The sequence below is a fragment of the Streptomyces sp. NPDC059009 genome (assembly GCF_042740175.1).
Taxonomy (GTDB): Bacteria; Actinomycetota; Actinomycetes; order Streptomycetales; family Streptomycetaceae; genus Streptomyces.
Genome location: NZ_JBHYJB010000024.1, coordinates 19,027 through 43,201, shown reverse-complemented (window position 1 = coordinate 43,201; position 24,175 = coordinate 19,027). Strand labels below are relative to the sequence as shown.

The following is a 24,175-nucleotide window of genomic DNA, read 5'->3' as shown; positions in this document are numbered from 1 at the left end:
GTGGCGGCACAGGGTACTGCATGATCACGAAAATAGATGTGCGGCTTGGGAATTCTGTCCGGATTCCAGTCGTTGTTTCCATCGGATGCAGGGCACCCGGGAGGGTGTGCGGTCCACCACAGCAGGTCAGAGCCGACCAGTAGCCCACCATTGCAAGGGAGCACGCATGGCAACCCGTGCCGTCGCCCGTCGTAAGTCCGCCGCGTCCGGCGAGACCGACGGTGCACGCAGTGTTCGCGCCGTAGGCGGCGAGATCGCCGACCGCGACCTGGTCGGCATGTATCTCGACGAGATCGCGCGCACACCGCTGCTCGACGCCGCCAAGGAAGTCGAGCTGTCCCAGATCATCGAGGCGGGCGTGTACGCCCAGAAGATCCTCGGCGGCGAGGTCGAGGACAGCAAGGTCACCGCGGACCGCGAGGAGCTCGAAGCGCTGGTCGCCGACGGTGAGCGCGCCAAGGACGTCTTCATCCGGTCGAACCTCCGGCTCGTGGTCGCGGTCGCCCGCCGCTACCCCCGCAGCGGCCTGCCCCTGCTCGACCTCATCCAGGAGGGGAACGCGGGCCTGGTGCGCGCCGTCGAGAAGTTCGACTACGCGAAGGGCTTCAAGTTCTCCACGTATGCGACGTGGTGGATCCGCCAGGCCATCACCCGCTCCATAGCCGACCAGTCCCGCACCATCCGCCTCCCCGTCCACCTCGTGGAGGAGCTCGGCCGGATCCGCCGCGTGCAGCGCGAGTTCAACCGCGAGCACGGCCGCGACCCCGAGCCCGCCGAGATCGCCGCGGAGCTCTCCTCCACCCCGGAGCGCGTCACGGACGTCCTGGACTGGGCCCGCGACCCGGTCTCGCTCAACATGGGAGTGGACGACGAGGGCGACACCCAGTTCGGCGACCTCCTCGAGGACACCTCGGCCGTCTCGCCCGAGCAGTCCGTCCTCTCCCTGCTGCGCAGCGAGGAGCTGGACGACCTGATCGGCCGCCTCGACCAGCGCACGGCGTCCATCATCAAGATGCGCTACGGCATCGACGACGGCCGCGAGCGGACCCTGACCGAGGTCGGCAAGGAGCACGGTCTCACGCGCGAGCGGATCCGCCAGATCGAGAAGCACGCACTCCTTGAGCTGAAGCGGCTGGCCCGGGACACCGGGTTCGACGCGGCGGCGTAACGGGACCTGAGCTGAAGCCCACCCGGCGACACCGGGTGGGCTTTCTGCTGCCCTCTACCTCGCCGCCCGAGTGAGGCGGTACCCCAACTCCCGTACGACATCGACCAGTTCCGCCGGGGCGTGCGGCGTGAAGTCCGCGTCCGTCAGGGCCAGCCGCACCGCCAGCCAGTCCAGCGAGCCCGCGACCGTGCCGCGGACGCGGCAGCGCGTGGCGCCCTGCGGGGTCACCGTGCCGAGCGAGGCGGGCAGGCGTGCCGCGATGAAGTCGGCCGACGCGTCGAAGCTCACGTCGAAGTCGTGCGTCTGCGCCTGCTGGCCGCGCCACATGGACTGGCGCAGGAACTCCGCCGCGTCCCCGGTGGGGAGCTCCCGCGCCGTGAAGCGCGCCCCCGTCGGGAAGGGCTCGAAGACCCGGTCGACGCGGAACGTCCGCCAGTCCTCGCGGTCCAGGTCGTAGGCGACCAGATACCAGCGGCGGCCCGTCGAGACGAGGCGGTAGGGCTCCGTCTGGCGCCGTGACTCGATGCCGTCCTTGGCCCGGTACGTGAACCGCAACCGCTCCTGCGCGGCCACCGCCGAGGCCATCACGGTGAGCGTCTCGGGCGCGATGCTCGGCCCGTCGCCGCTGGTCAGCTGGGTCGTCGCCATCTGAAGCGCGGACACCCGGTGGCGCAGCCGCGACGGCAGCACGTGCTCCAGCTTGGCCAGGGCCCGCACCGACGCCTCCTCCACCCCCTCGACCGCGTGCCCGGCCCCGGCGCGCAGGCCCACCGCGATCGCCACCGCCTCCTCGTCGTCGAGGACCAGCGGCGGCATCGCCTTGCCCGCCACCAGGCGGTACCCGCCGGCCGCGCCCTGGGTGGCCTGGACCGGATAGCCGAGCTCACGGAGCCGGTCGATGTCGCGCCGGACCGTGCGGCGCGAGACGTCCAGGCGCTCGGCGAGCTCGCCGCCGGGCCACTCGCGCGGGGTCTGGAGCAGGGAGAGGAGCTGGAGGAGGCGCGCGGGGGTGTCCGTGTTCCCGGAGCGGGAGCTGTCCGTGTTCGCGGAGCGGGACCGGTCCGCCGTATTCGACTTGCTTTTCTCGTCGCACGTGCCGCTCTTCGTCATGCCCCCAGACTCCCGTAAAACTAGGACGCGATCTGACCTATATGGACTCTAGCCTTACGGCATGACTTCTCAGCCCAGCAGTGGCGCGGCCATCGGCGCGCCCGCGGACCGGCGCCGCTGGTTCGCCCTCGCGATCGTGATGACCGCGGCCTTCATGGATCTGGTCGACGTGACGATCGTGAACATCGCGATCCCGTCGATCACGCGCGACACCGGCGCCTCGTTCAGCCAGATCCAGTGGATAACCGCCGGTTACGCCCTCGCGTTCGCGGCCGGGCTCATCACCGGCGGGCGGCTCGGCGACATCCACGGCCGCAAGCGCCTCTTCCTCGTCGGCATCACCGGCTTCACCCTGGCCTCCGCCCTCTGCGGCTTCGCGGCGAACCCGGAGATGCTGGTCGCCTCGCGCATCCTGCAGGGCGGCATGGCCGCGATGATGGTGCCGCAGGTCCTGTCGATCGTGCACGCCACCTTCCCGGCGCACGAGCGCGGCAAGGTCTTCGGGCTCTTCGGCGCGGTCGTCGGCATGGGCGCGGTCATGGGCCCGCTGCTCGGTGCGCTGCTCACCGAGTGGAACATCGCCGGTCTGGAGTGGCGGCCGATCTTCCTGATCAACCTGCCCGTCGGCATCGCGGGGCTGCTGCTCGGCCGGAAGTTCATCAGCGAGTCCAAGGCGCCCAAGGCCCTGAAGCTCGACCTCGTCGGCGTCGTCCTCGTCGTGGTCGGCCTGCTGATGGTGTTCTACCCGCTCACCCGTGGGCGGGAGTTGGGCTGGCCGCTGTGGGGCTATCTGTCGATGGGCGGCTCGCTGCTCGTCTTCGCGGCCCTGGTGGCGTACGAGAAGTACAAGACGCGCAAGGACGGTTCGCCGCTGGTGGAGCTGTCCCTGTTCAAGGTGAAGAGCTTCGCGGCGGGCATCGCGGTGCAGCTCACCTTCGGCATCGTGTGCGGCATCTTCTTCCTGGTGTGGACGCTCTATATGCAGACCGGGCTCGGCTGGAGCGCGCTGCGGGCCGGGCTGACCGGGGTGCCGTTCTCCATCGCGGTGTCGGTCGCCGCGGGCATCTCCGTGCAGAAGTTCGTGCCGCGCTTCGGGCGCAAGGTGCTCCAGGCGGGCGCGCTCATCATGGCCGCGGGCATCGGCATCTACATCTGGGAGGCCGGGCACTACGGCCAGGACATCGCCTCCTGGCAGATGGCGCTGCCGCTCGTGGTGATGGGCCTCGGCATGGGCCTGATCGTGGCGCCGCTGACCGACGCCATCCTCTCGGAGGTGCCGCGTGAGCACTCGGGCTCGGCGTCCGGACTCCTCAACACCACGATGCAGATGGGCAACGCGCTCGGCCTCGGCCTGGTCTCGGCGGTCTTCTTCGGCACGATCGACGACCGCATCACGCCGCAGCAGATCGGCCCGGAGTTCACGGACGCCTTCCAGAACTCGCTCGGTTACGCGGCGGCCGTCCTCGGCGTCATCTTCCTGCTGATGTTCGCGCTGCCGAAGAAGCCGCGCCAGCACGTGGAGGAGGAAGCGGCCGGTGACGACACCCCCGGCGAGAGCGGTGAACTCGCCGACCGGGAGCCCGCGTTGACCCCGTGACGCCCCCGCAGGACAGGTGATGACCGCGACCCCGGCAGGCCCCCACGGCACTGCCGGGGTCGCGGCGTCTTCGGGGGGGGCTCAGGGGGCTCGCAGGTCCGCCCGGGTCGCCGCCGTGTCCAGGGACTTCAGGACGGTGGCCGGGTCGCCGCCCCGTACGACCGCGGAGCCGATCTCCTTGCGAATCGCGGCCCGGACCGTCGGCCACGACCGCAGGTTCACCGGCTGGAACTCGGCCCGCGGCATCTGGTCCACGAACTTCCACAGCGCGCGGTGGGCGGAGTCGGCGCGCAGCGCGTCCGAGCCGGAGCTGGTCACCGGGAGGGTGGACTGGCCGCCGCCGTACGTGGTCGCCGAGTCGGCGCTGTAGATGTGGCTGAGGAAGGCGCCGCAGGCGTCGCGGTGGCCGCGCTGCTTGAACGCCATCATCCAGTCGCACAGGCCGAGCGGCGCCGCGGCCCCGCCCTCCCGCTTGGGGAACGCGGCGTGGGCGTAGGGGAACCGGGCCTTGTCGGCGGCGCCCATCAGGACGGGGTGCGCGATCATCATGCCGATGTCGCCCCGCAGGAACTGCGCGTACGCCGCCGTCCTGCTGAGCCCGCCCGGCTCCTCCCCGGCGAGCCCGGCCGTGACCAGCTCGTCCCGCAGCCAGGTCAGCGTCTGGACGTTCTTCGGGCTCGCGAAGTCATAGCCGGACAGGCCCGCGTAGCCGCCCCCGGCCGAGAGCATCCAGGACAGCGCCTCGTCCTCGGCGGCCTCGGGGCCGAGCTGGAGCCCGTACGGGGTCTTCACGCCGATGCCCTTCAACGCCCGAGCGGCGGCGCGGAGTTCGACCCAGGAGGTGGGGGCTCCGGTGAGACCGGCCCGCTTGAAGAGCTCCTTGTTGTAGAAGAGCCGCGGGGTGCTGGCGAGGAACGGGATGCCGTACTGGACGTAGTCGACGCTGCCCGCCTCCGCGTACGAGGGAGTGAAGTCGGCCTGGGTGCGGATGTCGAAGAGGTCGTCCGCGCCGTAGAGCTTGTCGTCCTCGGCGTAGGGGGCGAAGACGTTCGCGTGCGCGACGTCGGGGGCGTCGCCGTCCGCGACCCGGCGGGCCAGGGTGCGGTCGAGCTTCTCGAAGGGGACGCGCTCCAGGTCGACCTTGATGCCGGAGTTCTTCTTCTCGAAGGAGTCGACGAGCCCGTCCCACTGGTCGCTGATCGAGGAGCCCACGCTCTTGTCGTAGCTCGCGACGAGGACCTTGAGCGTCACCTGGCCGTCCGTGGCGCAGCCCGCCGCGCCGAGCGCGGTGGTGCCGGTGAGCCCGGCCGTGGAGAGAAGGAACCGCCGCCGACGCACCGCTGAGACACCTCACATGACGCACAGGACACACATGACCAGGTCTGACTAGGTGGCAGATTGTGCCACAGGGGCATGGCGCGCCCCCTGGCCGGGGCGGACCTCGGTCCTCCGTCCTCAGGTCCAAAGTCCGTTTGTGTCCGCATCGCGCCCGAACCTGTTTACTTTCCCCATATCCAGCCGTAGCCTCGCGGTGAAACCACAGATTCGGGCAGCAGGCGGAGGCAGACGGACATGTACGCACCGGAGCGACAGCAGGAGATCCTGCGGCTCGCGCGCGACGGCGGCCGGGTCGATGTGCTGTCCCTGGCCGAGGAGTTCCAGGTCACCGCCGAGACCATCCGGCGCGACCTGAAGGCCCTCGACCGGGCCGGGCTCGTGCGGCGCGTGCACGGTGGCGCCATACCGGCCGGGCGCCTCGACTTCGAGCCGGACCTCGCCGAGCGGGAGTCCACCGCCGCCGACGAGAAGGACCGCATCGCGCGCGCCGCCCTCGCCGAACTCCCCGCCGAGGGCAGCGTGATCCTCGACGCGGGCTCCACCGTGGCGCGGCTCGCGGCGGCGATCCCGCTGGAGTCGGAGCTCACCGTCGTCACCCACGGCCTGCCCACCGCCGCCCGGCTCGCCGACCACCCCGGCATCCAGCTGCACCTCATCGGCGGCCGGGTCCGCCACCGCACGCGCGCGGCCGTCGACGCCTGGGCGCTGCGGGCGTACGGGGAGATCCGCGCCGACGTCGTCTTCCTCGCGGCCAACGGCTTCTCCCCGGCCGCCGGGCTCACCACCCCCGACCTGGCGGAGGCCGCCGTGAAGCGCGCCGCCGTCGCCGCCGCCCGCCGCGTGGTGCTGCTCGCGGACTCCGCCAAGCACGGCCAGGAGCACTTCGCCCGCTTCGGCGACCTGGCCGACGTGGACCTGCTGATCACCGACGGCGGGCTGTCCGACGACGACGCCGCCGCCATCGAGCGCGCGGGCACGGAAGTCGTCCGCGCATGACGGAAACAGTCCGCCCGTGAACGCCGCCGCGACCGACCTGTCCCCGTCCCTGTCCCCGTCCCCGTCCCCGGAGCCGGAGCCGGAGCCGGGCCCGGACCCCCGTACGACCAAGGAACTGGCCCCCACCCCCATGATCCTCACCGTCACCCCCAACCCCTCGCTCGACCGCACCTACGAGGTCCCGTCCCTGGACCGCGGCGAGGTCGTCCGGGCCACCGCCGACCGCATGGACCCGGGCGGCAAGGGCGTCAACGTCTCCCGGGCCGTCGCCGCCGCGGGCGTCCGCACCCTCGCCGTGCTGCCCCTCGGCGGGGCGCCCGGCGCGCTCGTCGCCGAGCTGCTGGCGCAGGAGGGCATCGAGGTCGCCCCGGTCCCGGTCGCCGGGCAGACCCGCTCGAACATCGCGGTGGCGGAACCGGACGGCACCCTGACGAAGATCAACGCGGCGGGCCCCGAACTCTCCGCCGAGGAGCGGGAGTCGCTGCTCTCCGCCGTCGGCGAGCGGTCGGCGGGCGCCGACTGGATCGCCTGCTGCGGCAGCCTGCCGCGCGGCCTGGAACCCTCCTGGTACGCCGAGCTGGTGGCCCGCGCCCACGCGGCCGGCGCCCGGATCGCCCTCGACACCTCGGGCCCCGCCCTGCTCGCCGCGCTCACCGAGCGCCCCGACGTCGTCAAGCCCAACGCCGAAGAGCTCGCCGAGGCCGTGGGGCGCCCCCTCACCACGGTCGGCGACGCGGTCAAGGCGGCCGAGGAACTGCGGGAGTCGGGCGCGCGAGCGGTCCTCGCCAGCCTCGGCGCCGACGGCCAGCTCCTCGTCGATGACTCGGGCAGCTACTTCGCGAGCGCCCGCGTCGACACGGTCCGCAGCAACGTGGGTGCCGGTGACTCGTCCCTCGCCGGATTCCTCATCGCGGGCGGCGCCGGTCCCTACGCCCTCGCCTCGGCGGTGGCGCACGGCGCGGCCGCCGTCCAGCTGCCCGGCAGCGTGATGCCGAAGCCGTCCGACCTCGCGCCGGAGGCGGTCGCCGTGACGGCGGAGGTCCCGCTGGACCGCGTACTGACGGAGCCCGCGTCATGAACCCCCGTATTCCTGCTGCCGCATTCCCCGTCCCCGTAGTTGTCCCCGCCGCTCAGGCGATACGCGTGCGAAGGAGCCCGCGATGACCGACATGATCACCGCGGATCTGGTCGACCTCGAACTCGACCGGTCCGCCGACACCAAGGAAGCGGCCGCCCGCGCGCTCGCCGAGCGGATGGTGGCCCTCGGCCGGGTGACCGACCTGGACGGGTTCCTCGCGGACGTGGCCGCGCGCGAGGCCCAGATGCCGACCGGCCTGGACGGCGGCATCGGCATCCCGCACTGCCGCAGCGCCCATGTCACCGAGCCGACCCTCGCCTTCGGCCGCTCGGCCCGAGGCATCGACTTCGGCGCCCCGGACGGCCCCGCGGACCTGATCTTCCTGATCGCGGCCCCGGCGGGGGCGGACGACGCGCACCTGACGATTCTTTCGTCGCTGGCGCGGCAGTTGACGGACGCGGAGTTCACGGGGGCGCTGCGGGGTGCCGAGTCGGCGGAGGCGGCAGCGGCTCTGATACGCGGCGACGAGGACGAGCCGACCGCTACCGCCGTGGGCAGTCGTTCCGCCGGGGCGGAACGGGTGGGCACAGCCCACGACGCAGGGAGCGACGACCCGGAACCGAGCCTCGGGCAACCTTTCCGGATCGTCGCCGTCACGTCCTGCCCGACGGGCATCGCTCACACCTACATGGCGGCCGAGTCGCTGGAGGCCGCGGCGCGAGACGCAGGTGACGTCGAGCTCGTCGTCGAGACGCAGGGCTCCGCCGGATTCACCCGCCTCGACCCGGCGGTCATAGCCTCCGCGGACGCCGTGATCTTCGCCCATGACGTCCCGGTCAGGGACAAGCCCCGCTTCGCCGGAAAGCCCACCGTCGACGTCGGCGTCAAGGCGGGCATCAACCGCCCCGCCGAACTCATCGCCGAGGTGCGGGAGAAGGCGGCCCGGGGCGAGACCACGGCCCCCACCGGCCCCACGCCGGTGGAGGGCAGCGGGGACGAGGGCGACGGCTACGGCACCAAGCTCCGCAAGTGGCTGATGTCCGGCGTCAGTTACATGGTCCCGTTCGTGGCCGCGGGCGGCCTCCTCATCGCGCTCGGCTTCGCCATCGGCGGCTGGAAGATCGACAAGGCTCCGTCGGTCGCCGAGCACTTCATCTGGACCGACCACACCAGCTGGGCCGCGCTGCTCTTCCAGATCGGCGGGCTGGCCTTCGCCTTCCTGGTGCCGGTCCTCGCCGGTTACATCGCGTACGGAATGGCGGACCGGCCCGGGCTCGTGCCCGGCTTCGTCGGCGGCTCCGTCGCCATCACCATCAACGCGGGCTTCCTCGGCGGACTCGCCGCCGGTCTGCTCGCGGGCGCGGTCGTCATGGGCATCCAGAAGGTGCGGATCCCGGCCGTGCTGCGCGGCATCATGCCGGTGGTGGTGATCCCGCTGATCTCCTCGGCGGTCGTCGGCTTCCTGATGTTCCTCGTCGTGGGCAAGCCCATCGCCTCGCTGCAGAGCGCGCTCACCGACTGGCTGGAGGGCCTGTCCGGTGCCAACGCCATCATCCTGGGCGTGATCCTCGGCCTGATGATGTGCTTCGACCTCGGCGGCCCGCTCAACAAGGTGGCCTACGCCTTCGCGGTCGGCGGGCTCACCCACCCCACCGAGGGGTCCCTGAAGGTGATGGCCGCCGTGATGGCGGCGGGCATGGTGCCGCCGCTCGCGATGGCGCTCGCCACGACCGTCCGCGGCCGGCTCTTCACCAAGACGGAGCGGGAGAACGGCAAGGCGGCCTGGTTCCTCGGCGCCTCCTTCATCACCGAGGGCGCGATCCCGTTCGCCGCGGCCGACCCGCTGCGGGTCATCCCCGCGTCGATGGCGGGCGGCGCGGTCACCGGCGCCCTGTCGATGGCCTTCGGCTGCACGCTGCGGGCTCCGCACGGCGGCATCTTCGTGGTCCCGCTGATCGGCCAGCCGTGGCTCTACCTGGTCGCGATCGCCGCCGGGGTCGCGGTCTCCACGGCCGTGGTGGTGCTCCTCAAGGGGGCGCGGAAGACGGTGCCTTCGGAGTCGGAGTCGGAGTCGGAGTCGGAGTCGGAGTCGGCGGCGACGGAGTCGGCGGCGGAGACGGCCGGGGACTCGAAGGTCGCGGTGGCCGCCTGAGGCGGTCCGGGGCCTTCCGCGGCAGCGGTTGAGTTGCGGGGGGTTATGCGACTTGCGTCACTTCAGGACCTAAGTCCCATAACCCCCCTGTCCGAAGTCCCGGACCGTGTTGTCTACTGGGCCGCATGTTCCAGGGTGTCTCGATCGTTCAGCAGATAGGCGTGGCCGTTCTCGCCGTGGCGACCGTCGTCTGGGCCGTCGGCCTGGTGCGGGTGCTGCGCAAGGACCGCTTCGACGTGGAGGTCTGGCGCCAGACCCAGGCCCTGGAGGGCCTCCCGGCGCAGTCGGGCCCGCCGCACATCGAGACGGTGGAGCTGACGCCCACCGAGCGCGTCGCCTTCGCCGGTCTGGTCCGGCAGTTCAGCGAGGGCCGTTCGTAGGTAGCTGCGGCTGGTAGAGGCTGTCCGCCGCTATGGCTGATACAGGCCGTTCGCAGCGGCCGACGACGCCCGGCACTCCATCGCGGCGCGGGCCGCGGCCTCGCTCACATACACCTCGCACATGTGCCGTCCGTCCGGCGTCGCCGTGTGCTCGACCTCCCAGAGGCTGAGCTCCGAGCCGTCGAAGAGCAGGAACGCGTGCTCGTACAGCGAGAAGCCGAGCCGCGCCTCGCCCGCCACACAGGGGCGGCCGAACGCCTGCGTGATCTGGTGCGCGAACGCCGAGCGCAGCAGCCGCGCCGTCTCCTCGCCGGGGCGGTCCGCGCCCGGCGGGTTCTCCGCGCGGCGCAGCAGCCGGCGCCCGTGATCCGCCGAGTCGTCCGGAACGTACGTGTGCCGGGGCAGGGTGCGGGCCGGGAGCTGGAGCGCCACGGGCAACTCGCAGACCGGTGCGTCCGGGGGCAGCGGCAGCCGGGCCGTGGCGACGCCGGCCTCCTCCTCGTCCGCGTACACCTCGTGCTGGGGGCGGCTGCCGGGGGCGGTGTTGTGCGCGAGCTCCCAGAGGGTGAGCGCGCTGCCGTCGCTGAGCAGCCAGGTGTGCCGGTACGTCTCGCGGTGCAGGCCCGCGCTGTGGTGCGCGGAGTGCAGCGAACTGTCGTACGCCAGGGCGAACTCCAGGCGGTGCACCGTCTCGTCCGGCAGATCGAAGGAATTCATGGCGCGGGCGAGCAGCCGCGCGAGGTGCTCATCAGGGGCGATGGGCTCGTGCGACTCGGGTGGCTCGTACTCGTACGCCGTCTCGTACGGAACGCTCAAGGCACCTCCCGGCGTTGTGCGTTGCTGCATGTCACCCCGTGGGTGCATAACGTAGCCCCTCGGTCGGACATCATGCCCGGGAACGGGAAAACGTGCGAGCCGCGCGGGCAAGTTCCCGCGCGGCTCGGTGGTGTTGGCGCCCCGGTGTCCCGGTGTGGTGCGCGGGCGCGTCAGACCGCGCTGCCCGCCGTCCACGCGCTCCAGTCCATGTTCCAGCCGTTGAGGCCGTTGTCCGGGGCGATCGTCTTGTCCGGGGAGCCCTTGACCGTCACGATGTCGCCGATCATCGAGTTGCTGAAGAACCAGGCGCCCGGCGTGCCCGGGTCGCCCGCGCCGCGCGCGTCCTGGAGGCCGACGCAGCCGTGGCTGGTGTTGCCGCTGCCGAACGGGGCGCCCCAGTAGTTGCCGTGGATGAAGGTGCCGGAGTTCGACAGGCGCATGGCGTGCGGCACGTCCTTGATGTCGTACTCGCCGCCGAAGCCGACCGTCGAGCCGTTCATCCGCGTCTGCGTGAACTTCTCGGAGATCACCATCTGGCCGTTGTACGTGGGGTTCGACGGGCTGCCCGCGGAGATCGGGATGGTCTTGACGACCTTGCCGTCGCGCTCGACGGTCATCTGGTGGGACTTGACGTCGACCGTGGAGACCTGGGCGCGGCCGATCGTGAACGTCACCGTCTTGTTCTGCACGCCCGTCGCGTTGTTCGCGCCCTTCACGCCGTCCAGGGCTATCTTCATCGTCACCTTGGAGCCGGCCTTCCAGTACTCCTGCGGCCGGAAGTCGAGGCGCTGCGTGCCGAACCAGTGGCCGACGACCTTCTGGCCGCTGTCCGAGCTGACCGTGATGTGCGACTGCACGGCCTTCTTGTCGGTGATCGGCTTGTCGAAGGTGAAGGAGACCGGCATGCCGACGCCGACCTTGCTGCCGTCGTCCGGGGTGTAGGTGCCGATGAAGCTGTTGGCGGACGTGACCGTCGTGAACGTCGCGTTCTCCGTCGCCTCGTTGCCGCTGCCGTCCTTCGCGTTGGCCGTGACCTTGTACTTCGTGCCGCGCTCCAGCTGGGCCTTGGGCTTCCAGCTGGAACCGTCGGAGGCCAGCGTGCCCTCGACGGCGGCGCCGCTGCTGACCTGCGTCATCTTCACGTCGGTGAGCTTGCCGCCCTTGACCTTGACCCCGGTGGCGTTGATGGAGGCGTCGGTCGCGCCGTCCTTCGAGGAGATGCTGATGTCGGCGCCCTGGGCGGCCGAGCCCTTCTTGCCGCCGTCGTCCTTGGCGTCCGCGTCGCCGCCGCAGGCCGTAAGGGTCAGCGCGCCGACGGCGAGTGCGGCGGTGGCCAGAAGGATGCGCTTGGACACGGATTGCTCCCATTTGTGCGAGGTAGGCGGCGAACGTGGGGTCTGTTCCAGTACGAGTAAAGAGAGGCTCAGGGTCGGAAAGGTTCCCTCCGCTTGATGTGAGCGAGAGCACAAGAAGGGCTCAACTCCAGCCTGAGTGGCTGGAGTTGAGCCCTTTCGTGGCGTGTGTTGCTATATGTGCAATATGCCCCGTTGGATCAGATATCTCCGTAGAGATCGCCGTACGAGGGGAACGTCCCGCCCGGAGTCCGCGCCGACCCGGCCGCCAGGATCGCCCGCACGATCGCCCGCGTCACCAGGTCGGCGCCCGCCGCCAGGATCTCGTTGAGGGCAAGGGGGTTGCCCTCGGCGAGGGGGCGCTCGCCGGTCGCCTGGGCGAAGACCGTGTCCCCGTCGTTGAGGAGGTGCACCGGGCGGACGGCGCGCGCCATGCCGTCGTGCGAGGTGCCCGCGAGCTTCTGGGCCTGGGCGCGGTTCAGGTCGGCGTCCGTGGCGACCACGGCGAGGGTGGTGTTGAGGGGTGCCGGGCCGTTCGCGGCGGCGAGGTCGGCGAGGCGGCGGGTGGCGGCGGCGTGGGCCTCGGGGGAGGGGTGCGCGGGGAGCGCGGGCGCGCCGAGGACATCTCCGGGGTCCTCGAAGTACCGCCCGTACAGCACCCCCGTCCGCGGATCCACGCCCGAGCCCGCCGCGTTCGCCACGACGAGGGCGGCGACCGTGATTCCCGACGGCAGCACTGTCGACGCCGTGCCGACCCCGCCCCTGATCCGGCCCACGAGGGCGCCCGTGCCCGCGCCGACGCTGCCCTCCGCGACCGGGGCGCCCGCCTCGCTGCGGGCCGCTTCGAGGACGGCCGCGCGGCCCGTCTCCGCGTCGGGGCGGGCCGTGAAGTCGCCGCCCCGGCCGAGGTCGAAGACGGCGGCGGCCGGGACGACGGGCACCACGCGCGCCGGGTCGGACGGGTCGACGGGGACGCCGCGCCCCTGCTCCTCCAGCCACGCCATCACCCCTGTCGCCGCGTCGAGCCCGTACGCGCTGCCGCCCGTCAGGACGATCGCCTCGATGCGCTGGACGAGGTTGCGCGGGTCCAGGGCGTCGGTCTCCTTGGTGCCGGGGCCGCCGCCGCGCACGTCCACCGCGGTGATGACGCCGCCCGGCGGGGCCAGGACCACGGTGGTGCCGGTGAGGTAGCCGTCACCGGTGCGGGTGGCGTGGCCCACGCGCAGGCCGGGGATGTCGGTGAGGGCGCCCGCCGGGTTCTTGGCGGTGGCGCCTGGGGTGCCGGTTGTAGTGGCCATCTTCCATACGTATCACGGGAGTTGGGCGGCGGGAGGCGGGAGGCGGGCGGGGGCGGGCGTTTCAGGCGGCCGCCCCGGCCTCCGCGCGGACCATCCGGGAGGTCAGCGTCGTCCCCGTCACCACCGCGAGCGCCGAGACGATCCCGGCGAGCAGCACCGCGGACCGCCCCGCGAACGTGCACGCGAGCACCGCCACCGCCGTCACCGGCAGCACCAGCTGCTGGGCGAGCCCCACCTTGAAATAGCGCGAGTGCAGCAGCCAGACCGTGAGGAGGTAGACGGCCGTCGGGATCGTCACGGCGGCGGACGCGGCCGTCGTCGAGATGTGCGCCTTGCCGAGGTCCTGCTCCACGGCGATCTCGATGCCCGCACCGATCGCGGCCGCCGAGGCGAAGATCAGGTAGTGGCCGTAACCCCACAGGAACGCCTGGTTGTTGGAGCGCAGATGGCCCTGGATCGGCACCACGAAGTAGATCCACCAGGCGGCGAAGACGACGAGGAGTCCGCCCGCGGCGAGCGGCAGCAGCTCGCTCAGCGCGTCGTTCTCGTCGATGCCCTCCTTCACCGCGACCGTCGCCGCGGCGATCGTCTCGCCGAGCACGATGATGGTGAACAGGCCGTAGCGCTCCGAGATGTGGTGCGGATGCCAGGCCGTGGTGAAGCGCCGCTCGGCGTACGCCGGTACGCACATCTCCAGGACCGCCATCACCAGGAACACCCAGGGCCGCCCCGCCTCCGGCAGCAACAGCAGCCCCAGCCAGCCGACTTGGCAGAGCGCGATCCCGCCCGCGTACCGCAGCGCCGTGCCGCGCTCGGTCCCCGTCGTGGACCGGGCGGCGCGCAGCCACTGGGAGATCATCGCCACGCGCATGATCGCGTAGCCCAGCCAGACGACCAGGAACTCATGGTCCTGGGACGCCTTCGACACCCCGGCGGCGAGCACGAGCACCCCGGCGATCTGCACGAGGGTCACGACGCGGTACAGCACGTCGTCGTTGTCGTACGCGGAGGCGAACCAGGAGAAGTTCATCCAGGCCCACCAGATGGCGAAGAACACCATCGCGTAGTTGAGCACGCCCTCGCCGGTGTGCCCCTCGGCGACGGCGTGCACGAGCTGGGCACCGGCCTGGGCCACCGCCACGACGAAGCAGAGGTCGAAGAAGAGCTCCAGCGGGGTCGCCGCGCGGTGCTCCTCCTCGCGGCCGCGGGCGGCCATGGGGCGCAGTGGGGGAGGGGCGGCGGGAGAGGCGGGTGCGGCGGGAGCGGTGGGTGCGGTGGGTGCGGTGGGTGCGGTGTGGGGCCCGGAGGACCCGGACGGCAGGTCGCTGCTTGGCGTCATGGGCCAAGGACAGCAGAACCGGAACGCCGATTCAGGCTGCGGCACCCACGGGAGCGGCACGGACACCCGCACGCCCCACGATGTCCGCCACCAGCTCCGCGATCCTCGGGTGGTCCGCGAGCGGCTCGGCGACCAGGTCGGCCCCGGCCCGCGCGAGGGCCACGGTGAACCGCCCGGGCGCAAGCAGATGCGTGGCGATCGCGATCCTCCGGTACCCCGCGGCGCGCAGCCGCGCGACGGCGTCCGGAACGGTCGGCTCGGCCGCCGAGCAGTACGCCACCACGACGGGGACCTCCACGGGCGCCCCGTGCACGGGCAGCCGCGCGCGCAGCTGCCGGGCCGCGATCTGGGCCCCGTCGTTGCCCCCGGCCCGCGAGGATCCGGCGGCGGCGAGGACGACGGCGTCGGCCCTGTCCCCGTACGCGTTCTCCGTCTCCCGGAGGCGGCCGTGCAGTGCGGCGGCGACGGCGGGCGCACCGCTGAGGCTCTCGGTGAGCACACAGCCGCGCCCCTCGACGACGGCGGGGATGTCGATGGTGCGGTGGTACCCGTCACCGAGGAGGAGGGGGACGACGACGGCACCGGGCCCTGCGGAGTCGAGTGCTTCGGAGAGGGAGGGGGACTGGTGGTCGAGATGGCCGACCAACGGGCGTATGCCGAGCCGGAGTTCGACGGCGTCGCAGAGGCGGGAGATGGTGGCCGAGGCGGCGGGCAGCGCGCTGCCGTGCACGGCGAGGACGAGGTCTGAGACCACTCGCCCGGCGCTCTCGGCCCGTCCTGCGCTCGGGGACGGACTCGGCGAAGCCGGTGACATACGGCACCCCCATCGGCGAAGCCGGTTTCGGGAAGGGGCGGGATCGGGGAAGGGAACCTCTCGACCTCAGCCCTCACGGCAGGGCTAGCGGGAACCGGAGCGGGAAACGGTGTCGCCGCATTTCCCGCTCCGGAAGCCGCATCGTGCGGGCCGCGCTCTCGGTCGGGGAGCAGCCCGTCCCTTACGACGCTATGCCTCCCGAGCGCCCGTCCCGCGCGCCAAAGGCCCTGACCCCGGGGGCCCTTGGTCCCCAGCACAGGGGCCTTTCCCGGACGGGACGCACCCCGCCCCCGGCCTACCGTCGAAGAGGAAACGGCCCTCGTAGGCGTGGCCCTCGCAGGCAGAGACCTCGTAGGCGTGGCCCTCGCAGGCAGAGACAGCGGCCCTCGAACAGGCAGACACAGCGGCCCCCGAAGGCGGAGCCCCCAGTACGACGGAGTGTGCCCCTCATGATCCAGACCCTGGTGCTCATCGGCCACGGAATGGTGGGTCAGCGTCTCCTGGAGACCCTCGCCGAACGCGGTGCCCTCATCGACCCCGCCGACCCCGCGGGCCCCGGCTGGCAGGTCGTCGTGCTCGCCGAGGAGGACAAGGCCGCGTACGACCGCGTGCACCTCTCCTCCGCCTTCACGGGCTCCGGCGAGGACGAACTCTCGCTCTGCACCCCGGAGTTCATCGCCCGCCACGGCATCGAGCTGCGCCTCGGCGACCCCGCCGAGCACATCGACACCGCGGCCCGCACCGTCACCACCACCTCCGGCACGCGCTTCTCGTACGACGCGCTGGTCCTCGCCACCGGCTCCTACCCCTTCGTGCCGCCCATCGACGGCGCCGACGCCCGCGGCTGCTTCACCTACCGCACCCTCTACGACGTCGAGTCCCTCACCGAGTACGCCAAGGCCGGCGACAAGCGCACCGGCGTCGTCATCGGCGGCGGCCTGCTCGGCCTGGAGGCGGCGGGCGCGCTGCGCACCCTCGGGCTGCAGACGCACGTCGTCGAGTTCGCCCCCCGGCTCATGCCGCTGCAGGTCGACGACGGGGGCGCCGCCGCGCTGCGCGCCACCATCGAGGGCATGGGCGTGGCCGTGCACACCGGCGTCGGCGCGAGCAGTGTCGAGACGGACGCGGACGGCGCCGCCCGCACCCTGCACCTGAGCGACGGCCGCACCATCAGCGCCGACGTCGTGGTCTTCTCCGCGGGCGTACGTCCCCGGGACCGGCTCGCCCGTGAGGCGGGCCTGGCCGTGGGCGACCGGGGCGGCGTCGTCGTCGACGAGCACTGCCGGACCACCGACCCGTACGTCTACGCGATCGGCGAGTGCGCGCAGACCGCCGACGGCCGCGTCTACGGCCTGGTGGCGCCCGGCTACCAGATGGCCGACGCGGCGGCCAGCGCCCTCGCGGGGGACGGGATGTCGGTCTTCACCGGCGCCGACACCTCCACGAAGCTGAAGCTCATGGGGGCCGATGTGGCCTCCTTCGGCGACCCGTTCGCCCCCGAGGGGCAGGACGGCGCGGTCTCCGTCGTCTTCTCGGACTCCCGCGAGGGCGTCTACAAGAAGCTGCTGCTCGGCCCCGACGGACAGCTGCTCGGCGGCATCCTCGTCGGTGACGCCGAGGCGTACGGCACCCTGAAGCCGCACGCGGGCCGCGCCCTCCCGGCGCCCGCGGAGGCGTACGTGGTGCCGAACTCCGGGGCGGAGGCGCCGGGCGCCGACACGCTGCCCGACGACGCCGTCGTGTGCAGCTGCCACAACGTCACCAAGGGCGCCGTCCGCGCCGCCGTCGCCGAGAACTCCCTCACCGACGTCGGCGGCATCAAGAAGTGCACCAAGGCCGGTACCGGCTGCGGCGGTTGTGTCTCCACGCTCCAGGCCGTGCTCGACGCCGAACTGGAAGCGGCGGGCATCGAGAAGGACCGGGGCCTGTGCGAGCACTTCGCGCTGACCCGCTCGGAGATCTACGAGACGATCCGCACCGAGCACATCCGCTCCTTCACCGAGCTCCTGGAGAAGCACGGCCGGGGCGGCGCGGGCTGCGCCGTGTGCAAGCCGGTCGTCGGCAACGTCCTCGGCACGCTCGCGCCCGAACTGGGCATCGGCCACGTCCTCGACGGCGAACAGGCCACCCTCCAGGACTCCAACGACCTCTTCCTCGCCAACCTCCAGAAGGACGGCACCTACTCCGTCGTCCCGCGCATCCCCGGCGGCGAGATCACCCCCGACAAGCTCATCGCGATCGGCGAGGTCGCCCGCGACTACGGCCTCTACACGAAGATCACCGGCGGCCAGCGCATCGACCTCTTCGGCGCCCGCGCCGAACAACTCCCGGCGATCTGGAAGCGGTTGGTGGACGCGGGCCTGGAGTCCGGCCACGCCTACGGCAAGTCGCTGCGTACGGTGAAGTCCTGCGTCGGGTCCAAGTTCTGCCGGTTCGGGCAGGGCGACTCCGTGCAGCTCGCCATCGACCTGGAGCTGCGCTACCGCGGCCTGCGCACCCCGCACAAGATCAAGGGCGGCGTCTCCGGCTGTCTGCGCGAGTGCGCCGAGGCCCGGGGCAAGGACATCGGCGTCATCGCCACCGCCAACGGCTGGAACCTCTACGTCGGCGGCAACGGCGGCACCACCCCCCGCCACGCCGACCTCCTCGCCGCCGACCTGACCGCCGCCGAGCTCTTCCGCCTCATCGACCGCTTCCTCATGTACTACCTGCGCACCGGCGAGCGCCTGGAGCGCACCGCCCCGTGGTTCGAGCGCATGGGCGGGCTGGACCACCTCAAGGCCGTCCTGATCGAGGACGAGCTGGGCCTCTGTGCCGAGCTGGAGGCGCAGATGGAGCGGCACGTGGCCGCCTACCGCGACGAGTGGAAGGCCGTCCTGGAGGACCCGGCCGCCCTGGCCCGCTTCGGCCGCATCGACGTCGGCTACGACCTCGGCGGCGCCCCCGAGTTCCTGGAGCCGGGCCGTGGGCGCGCCGCCGTGCTGCCCGACGGCACCGAGGCCGCCCTCTTCAAGGACGAGGACGGCAAGGTGTACGCCCTCGGCAACCGTGACCCGTTCTCCGGCGCCGACGTCATCGCCAACGGCGTCATGGGCACCCGCGGCGGCGTCCCCGTCGTCGCCTCGCCCATGCACAAGCAGGAGTTCGACCTGCGCACCGGGGCGTGCCTGGACGACCCGTCGGTGACGCTGCCGGTGCACGAGGTCTGAGTGCACGAGGTCTGAGTGCGCGGGATCCGGGTGCGCGGGGTCTGAAGTCCCCTTTACATGGGTGACTTCAGGCTGCTCAGCGGGTGTCCAACGCCTCTGCTCCGACAGCGCTTTGGGACGGATCGTGGATAGGTCAGGACCCGTAGCGAACTGGGACACGTCATGAGATCCGCTGCCACTCAGGCACAGGCCGCCGACGCTGGTACGTCGTACGACCCCGCGCAATACCGCCCCGGCAAGACCATCACCGACTGGGAGCCGGAGAACGAACTCTTCTGGAAGGCCACCGGCAAGAAGGTCGCCACCCGCAACCTGTGGATCGCGGTCCCCGCGCTCCTGGTCGCCTTCGTGGTCTGGCAGGTCTGGTCGGTCACCGCGACCAACCTCAAGGACGTCGGCTTCGGCTTCTCCACCTCTCAGCTGTTCTGGCTGACGGCGATCCCGGGCATCACCGGCGGTACGGCCCGGATCTTCTACACGTTCCTCGGCCCGAAGGTCGGCCAGCGCACCTTCACGGCGCTGTCCACGGTCGTCCTGATCGTCCCGCTGATCTGGCTGGGCATCGCGATCCAGGACACCTCCACGTCCTTCACCACCATGGCGATGATCGCCGCCCTGTGCGGCATCGGCGGCGCCAACTTCTCCTCCTCGCTGGCGAACATCGGCTTCTTCTTCCCGAAGGCGCAGAAGGGCAACGCGACCGGCATCAACGGCGGCCTCGGCAACCTCGGTGTCTCCGTGGTCCAGCTGCTCACCCCGATCGTGATCACCAGCTCGGTGCTCGCCCTCGGCTCGGGCCAGCACAACAGCAAGACCGGCAAGGAGGTCTACCTCCAGAACGCCGCCTTCATCTGGGTCCCGGTCCTGATCGTCCTGGCGCTCATCGCCTGGTTCGGCCAGAACAACCTGAAGACCGCCTCGACCTCCTTCAGCCAGCAGAAGATCATCTTCAAGCGCAAGCACAACTGGCTGATGACCTGGCTCTACGTCGGCACCTTCGGCTCCTTCATCGGCTTCGCCGCGGCCCTGCCGATGCTGATCAAGACCACGTTCCCGTCCTACTCGGTCGCGACCTACGCCTGGATGGGCCCCGCCCTCGGTGCCCTGGCCCGCTGGGCGGGCGGCTGGATCGCGGACAAGCTGGGCGGCGCCCGCGTCACCATCCTGTCCTTCGTGGGCATGGCCGCGTCGATCATCGGCGTGATCAACTTCCTGCCCTCCGGCTCCGGTTCGGGCAACTTCGCGGGCTTCTTCCTCTGCTTCCTCGCGGCCTTCTTCTTCTCCGGCATCGGCAACGGCTCGACCTTCCGCCAGATCCCGGTGATCTTCCGCAACCAGCACCTGAAGGGCCTCACGGAGGGCACGCCCGAGTACGCGAAGGCGCTGAAGCAGACCGAGATGGAGGCGGGCGCCGTCACCGGCTTCACCGCGGCCATCGCGGCGTACGGCTTCTTCTTCATCCCGGCGCTGTTCGCCAACTTCGCCGTGACCAGCGCGATGTGGGGCTTCGTCGGCTTCTACGCCAGCTGCATCGTCGTCTGCTGGTGGTACTACGCCCGCAAGGGCGCGGAGTCGCCGAGCTGATCCGACGCTCGTACGGATTCCAGGGGGCCGGCCGGGAAACCGTCCGGCCCTCCGCCATGTCCCGCACCCGCCGTTGAACCGTGAAGGGCCACCGCCGTGCTCAGCATGTTCCTCCAACTCGCCGTGATGGTGGGCGCCATCGCCCTCGGCTCCCGCAGGGGCGGGGTGGCGATGGGGCTGTGGGGCGCGGTGGGCGTCTTCGTCCTGGCCACCGTCTTCGGCGTGGCCCCGGCCGACACCTCCGGCATCGTCGACGTGATGCTGATCATCCTCGCCGTGATCATGGCCGCCGCGGCCATGGAGACGGCCGGGGGGATCGACTACCTGGTCGGCGTCGCCGAACGCGTGATCCGCCGCAACCCGTCCCGCATCACCTTCATCGCACCCGTCGTCTCCTGGCTCTTCACCCTCGGCGCGGGCACGGCGCATGTCTTCTACCCGCTCCTGCCGGTCATCCACGACGTGGCCCGCGAGGGCGGTGTGCGGCCCGAACGCCCCATCGCCGTCTCGTCGATCGCCGCCACCGTCGGCATCACCGCGTCCCCGGTCTCCGCCGCGATGGCGGCCATGATCGTGCTGTTCGACAAGGACGGCTGGGGGCTGCCCAAGATCATGGCGGTCGCGGTCCCTGCCACCCTCGTCGGCGTCCTGGTCGCGGCGGCGGTGCAGAGCCGCGTGGGCAAGCCACTGGAGCAGGACGCCGAGTACCAGCGCCGCCTGGCCGCGGGCGAACTGGAGCCGGTGCCCGGCCCCGAGGTGACGCCTGCCCTCGACCCCCTCGCGAAGCCGAACCCCCTTCCCCCGCGCGCCGCTTGGTCCGCCTACCTCTTCCTCCTCGGCACCGCGGCCGTCGTCCTCAGCGGCCTCTTCCCCTCCCTGCGCCCCGGAGCCGCCGACGGCAAGGGGCCGCTGTCCATGGCGGCCACCATCGAGATCCTGATGATGGCCGTGGCCGCGCTGATCCTCCTTGTGTGCAAGGTCGACGCGAAGAAGATCCCCGGCTCCGACGTCGCCCGCTCCGGACTCGTCGCCGTCATCGGGGTGTTCGGCCTGTCCTGGCTCGGCCTCTCCTTCATCGGCGCCAACGAGCACCGCATCACCGACGCCCTCGGCGGCGTCGCCCGCTCCCAGCCGTGGTTCTTCGCGGTGATGCTCCTGGTCCTGTCCGCCCTGCTGTTCAGCCAGGCGACGACCACCAAGGCCCTGATGCCGCTCGGCGTCGCCCTCGGCATCCCGGCCCCGCTGCTCATCGCGATGTGGCCGGCCGTCAACGGTTACTTCCTGCTGCCCACCTACGGCACCTTCCTCGCGGCCATCAACTTCGACCGCACGGGCACCACCCGGCTCGGCCGCTTCGTGGTCAACCACTCCTTCATGCTGCCGGGCCTGGTCACCGTCACGGTCTCGGTCCTCACGGGCTTCGGGATCGCGGAACTCCTGGCCTGAACCGGCATTCCGGGCGTACCACAGGAAAGCCCGGAAATTCTTGTGAATGCTTTCACAAGCGAACTTAGGCCCAAAGTCCCATGAGAAACACCAGGTCAGGGCAGTGCCGCTGTCGCCCCGACCCTCCGAATAGGGCCCTCCGGCCCGGAATCGAGGACCATTGCGGCCCCTTTGATCGATCAAACGGGAGTGCAATGGAGGCGTAGCGAAGAAGCGACTCGGAAGGTGCAGGCCATGACTGCCACTCCTGCGGAAACGACAGTGCACGGTGAAGCCTGGAAGGGCTTCAAGGGCGGGCTGTGGCGGGACGCCATCGACGTCCGCGACTTCGTGCAGCAGAACTACGCCCCGTACGAAGGCGACAGCTCCTTCCTCGCCGGGCCGACGGAGCGCACCACGGCCGTCTGGGACAAGCTCCTCTCGATGTTCCCGACCGAGATCGAGCGCGGCATCTACGACGTGGACGTGAAGACCCCGTCCCGCATCGACGCCTTCAAGCCGGGCTACATCGACGCCGACAAGGACCTGATCGTCGGCCTCCAGACCGACGCCCCGCTGCGCCGCGCGATCATGCCCAACGGTGGCTGGCGCATGGTCGAGGGTGCCCTCAACGCCTATGGCTACGAGGCCGACCCCGAGGTCAAGGACGTCTACACGCACCTCCGCAAGACCCACAACGAGGGTGTCTTCGACGCCTACACCTCCGAGATCCGCGCCTGCCGCTCCTCCGGCATCATCACCGGCCTGCCGGACGCCTACGGCCGCGGCCGCATCATCGGCGACTACCGCCGCGTCGCCCTCTACGGCGTCGACCACCTGATCGCCGCCAAGCAGGCCGACAAGGACAAGCTCGCCGACGAGTGGCCCACCGAGCACGTCATCCGTGACCGCGAGGAGATCTCCGAGCAGATCAAGGCCCTGGGCGAGCTGAAGAACATGGCGATGTCGTACGGCTACGACATCTCCGGCCCGGCCAAGACCGGCCGCGAGGCCGTCCAGTGGCTGTACTTCGCCTACCTCGCCGCGGTGAAGGAGCAGAACGGCGCGGCCATGTCGATCGGCCGCATCGACAACTTCCTCGACATCTACCTCCAGCGCGACATCGAGGCCGGCCTCATCACCGAGGCCGAGGCCCAGGAGTTCATCGACGACTTCGTCATCAAGCTCCGCATCGTCCGCTTCCTGCGCACTCCCGAGTACAACGAGCTGTACTCCGGCGACCCCACCTGGGTCACCTGGTCGATGGCCGGCATCGGTGAGGACGGCCGCCCGCTCGTCTCGCGCACCACCTTCCGGGCGCTGCAGACCCTCTACAACCTGGGCCCGGCCCCCGAGCCGAACCTCACGGTCTTCTGGGCGCAGGAACTCCCGCAGGGCTTCAAGGAGTACGCCTCCCAGGTCGCCATCGACACCTCGGCCATCCAGTTCGAGTCCGACGAGCTGATGCGCCCCAAGTACGGTGACGACACCGCGATCGCCTGCTGCGTCTCCGCGATGGCCGTGGGCAAGCAGATGCAGTTCTTCGGCGCCCGCGTGAACGTCGCCAAGGCCCTCCTGTACGCGATCAACGGCGGCCGCGACGAGAAGTCCGGCAAGCTCGTGGTCAAGGGCTTCGAGCCCATCGAGGGCGAGTACCTCGACTACGAGACCGTCGCCCAGCAGTACGACGCGATGCTCGGCTGGCTCGGCAAGACGTACGTGCACGCGCTGAACGTCATCCACTACATGCACGACAAGTACGCCTACGAGCGCATCGAGATGGCCCTGCACGACCAGGACATCCTGCGCACCATGGCGTGCGGCATCGCCGGCCTCTCGGTCGCCGCGGACTCCCTCTCGGCCATCAAGCACGCCAAGGTCAAGGTCATCCGCGACGAGACGGGCCTCGCCGTCGACTACGAGATCGAGGGCGACTACCCCGCCTACGGCAACAACGACGAGCGTGCCGACGAGATCGCCCAGCGCATCGTCTCGGACTTCATGGGCAAGATCCGCCAGCACGAGACCTACCGGGGCGCGCTGCACACCCAGTCCGTCCTGACGATCACCTCGAACGTCGTCTACGGCAAGAAGACGGGCAACACCCCCGACGGCCGCCGCGCCGGCGAGCCGTTCGCCCCCGGTGCCAACCCGATGAACGGCCGTGACGAGCACGGCTACATCGCCTCCGCGATGTCGGTCGCCAAGCTCAACTACGACGACGCCGAGGACGGCATCTCGCTGACCAACACCATCACCCCGGACGCCCTCGGCCGCACTCCCGAGGAGCGCATCGAGAACCTCTCCGGCGTGCTGGACGGCTTCATGGCCAGCGACGGCTTCCACATGAACGTCAACGTCCTCAACAAGGCGACGCTCGAGGACGCCATGGAGCACCCGGAGAACTACCCGCAGCTCACCATCCGGGTCTCCGGCTACGCGGTGAACTTCATCCGGCTCACCCGCGACCAGCAGCTGGACGTCATCAACCGCACCTTCCACGGCTCCCTCTGAGCCAC

At 71.0% G+C, this 24,175-nt stretch carries 17 protein-coding genes; 10 read left to right on the top strand and 7 right to left on the bottom strand.

The features are described 5' to 3' along the window. The first annotated feature begins 166 nt into the window (after window positions 1–166). Window positions 167–1,168, top strand: coding sequence for an RNA polymerase sigma factor RpoD/SigA (locus ACFWYM_RS23545; RefSeq protein ID WP_384840470.1), 1,002 nt, complete (start codon window positions 167–169; stop codon window positions 1,166–1,168). A 54-nt stretch (window positions 1,169–1,222) separates the two neighbouring features. On the opposite strand, the gene ACFWYM_RS23540 is transcribed toward ACFWYM_RS23545, so the two are convergent. Beyond that, complete coding sequence (locus ACFWYM_RS23540; protein ID WP_384840467.1) at window positions 1,223–2,278, bottom strand: helix-turn-helix transcriptional regulator; 1,056 nt, start codon at window positions 2,276–2,278, stop codon at window positions 1,223–1,225. Between the two features lie 61 nt (window positions 2,279–2,339). Between ACFWYM_RS23540 and ACFWYM_RS23535 the strand changes: the two genes are divergently transcribed. Beyond that, complete coding sequence (locus ACFWYM_RS23535) at window positions 2,340–3,875, top strand: MFS transporter (protein ID WP_384840464.1); 1,536 nt, start codon at window positions 2,340–2,342, stop codon at window positions 3,873–3,875. 81 nt (window positions 3,876–3,956) lie between these two features. Here ACFWYM_RS23535 and ACFWYM_RS23530 read toward each other — a convergent pair whose 3' ends face one another. After that, window positions 3,957–5,213, bottom strand: a complete 1,257-nt coding sequence (locus ACFWYM_RS23530; RefSeq protein WP_384840462.1) for an ABC transporter substrate-binding protein — start codon at window positions 5,211–5,213, stop codon at window positions 3,957–3,959. Window positions 5,214–5,447: 234 nt separating this feature from the next. Here ACFWYM_RS23530 and ACFWYM_RS23525 point away from each other — a divergent pair, with 234 nt between their 5' ends. The 4 genes from ACFWYM_RS23525 to ACFWYM_RS23510 all read left to right on the top strand — a co-directional run bounded on the left by ACFWYM_RS23525 (window position 5,448) and on the right by ACFWYM_RS23510 (window position 9,819). After that, entirely contained in the window at window positions 5,448–6,209 is a 762-nt protein-coding gene (locus ACFWYM_RS23525) for a DeoR/GlpR family DNA-binding transcription regulator (RefSeq protein WP_384840459.1), read from the top strand. Between the two features lie 130 nt (window positions 6,210–6,339). Continuing rightward, on the top strand, window positions 6,340–7,287 hold the full coding sequence (pfkB, locus tag ACFWYM_RS23520) for a 1-phosphofructokinase (protein WP_384840735.1): 948 nt from the start codon (window positions 6,340–6,342) through the stop codon (window positions 7,285–7,287). Window positions 7,288–7,369: 82 nt separating this feature from the next. Further along, window positions 7,370–9,439, top strand: coding sequence for a fructose-specific PTS transporter subunit EIIC (locus tag ACFWYM_RS23515; protein WP_384840456.1), 2,070 nt, complete (start codon window positions 7,370–7,372; stop codon window positions 9,437–9,439). Window positions 9,440–9,564: 125 nt separating this feature from the next. Next, a complete protein-coding gene (locus tag ACFWYM_RS23510) occupies window positions 9,565–9,819 on the top strand; it encodes a hypothetical protein (protein WP_384840453.1) in 255 nt (84 codons plus the stop codon). A gap of 30 nt (window positions 9,820–9,849) precedes the next feature. On the opposite strand, the gene ACFWYM_RS23505 is transcribed toward ACFWYM_RS23510, so the two are convergent. From ACFWYM_RS23505 to ACFWYM_RS23485, 5 genes are all read right to left on the bottom strand, one after another. Next, window positions 9,850–10,635: a DUF6227 family protein gene (locus tag ACFWYM_RS23505; protein WP_384840451.1), complete on the bottom strand. Its 786-nt coding sequence runs from the start codon at window positions 10,633–10,635 to the stop codon at window positions 9,850–9,852. Between the two features lie 170 nt (window positions 10,636–10,805). Continuing rightward, on the bottom strand, window positions 10,806–11,990 hold the full coding sequence (locus ACFWYM_RS23500; protein WP_384840448.1) for an Ig-like domain-containing protein: 1,185 nt from the start codon (window positions 11,988–11,990) through the stop codon (window positions 10,806–10,808). Between the two features lie 197 nt (window positions 11,991–12,187). After that, window positions 12,188–13,285: a P1 family peptidase gene (locus ACFWYM_RS23495; protein WP_384840445.1), complete on the bottom strand. Its 1,098-nt coding sequence runs from the start codon at window positions 13,283–13,285 to the stop codon at window positions 12,188–12,190. 61 nt (window positions 13,286–13,346) lie between these two features. Then, window positions 13,347–14,624 carry a low temperature requirement protein A gene (locus ACFWYM_RS23490; RefSeq protein WP_384840442.1) on the bottom strand — a complete coding sequence of 426 codons (1,278 nt, stop codon included), beginning with the start codon at window positions 14,622–14,624 and terminating at the stop codon, window positions 13,347–13,349. Between the two features lie 31 nt (window positions 14,625–14,655). Next, window positions 14,656–15,378, bottom strand: a complete 723-nt coding sequence (locus ACFWYM_RS23485; protein ID WP_384840439.1) for a sirohydrochlorin chelatase — start codon at window positions 15,376–15,378, stop codon at window positions 14,656–14,658. Between the two features lie 509 nt (window positions 15,379–15,887). Between ACFWYM_RS23485 and nirB the strand changes: the two genes are divergently transcribed. The 4 genes from nirB to pflB all read left to right on the top strand — a co-directional run bounded on the left by nirB (window position 15,888) and on the right by pflB (window position 24,170). After that, window positions 15,888–18,647 (top strand): nitrite reductase large subunit NirB, encoded by a 2,760-nt coding sequence (nirB, locus tag ACFWYM_RS23480; protein ID WP_384840436.1) that lies wholly within the window; start codon window positions 15,888–15,890, stop codon window positions 18,645–18,647. 162 nt (window positions 18,648–18,809) lie between these two features. Further along, the gene (locus tag ACFWYM_RS23475) at window positions 18,810–20,231 is read left to right on the top strand and encodes a NarK family nitrate/nitrite MFS transporter (protein WP_384840433.1); all 1,422 of its coding nucleotides are present in this window, start codon (window positions 18,810–18,812) and stop codon (window positions 20,229–20,231) included. A 105-nt stretch (window positions 20,232–20,336) separates the two neighbouring features. Further along, on the top strand, window positions 20,337–21,677 hold the full coding sequence (locus ACFWYM_RS23470) for an anaerobic C4-dicarboxylate transporter family protein (protein ID WP_384840733.1): 1,341 nt from the start codon (window positions 20,337–20,339) through the stop codon (window positions 21,675–21,677). Window positions 21,678–21,911: 234 nt separating this feature from the next. Then, window positions 21,912–24,170, top strand: coding sequence for a formate C-acetyltransferase (gene pflB, locus ACFWYM_RS23465; RefSeq protein WP_384840430.1), 2,259 nt, complete (start codon window positions 21,912–21,914; stop codon window positions 24,168–24,170). Window positions 24,171–24,175: the final 5 nt, after the last annotated feature.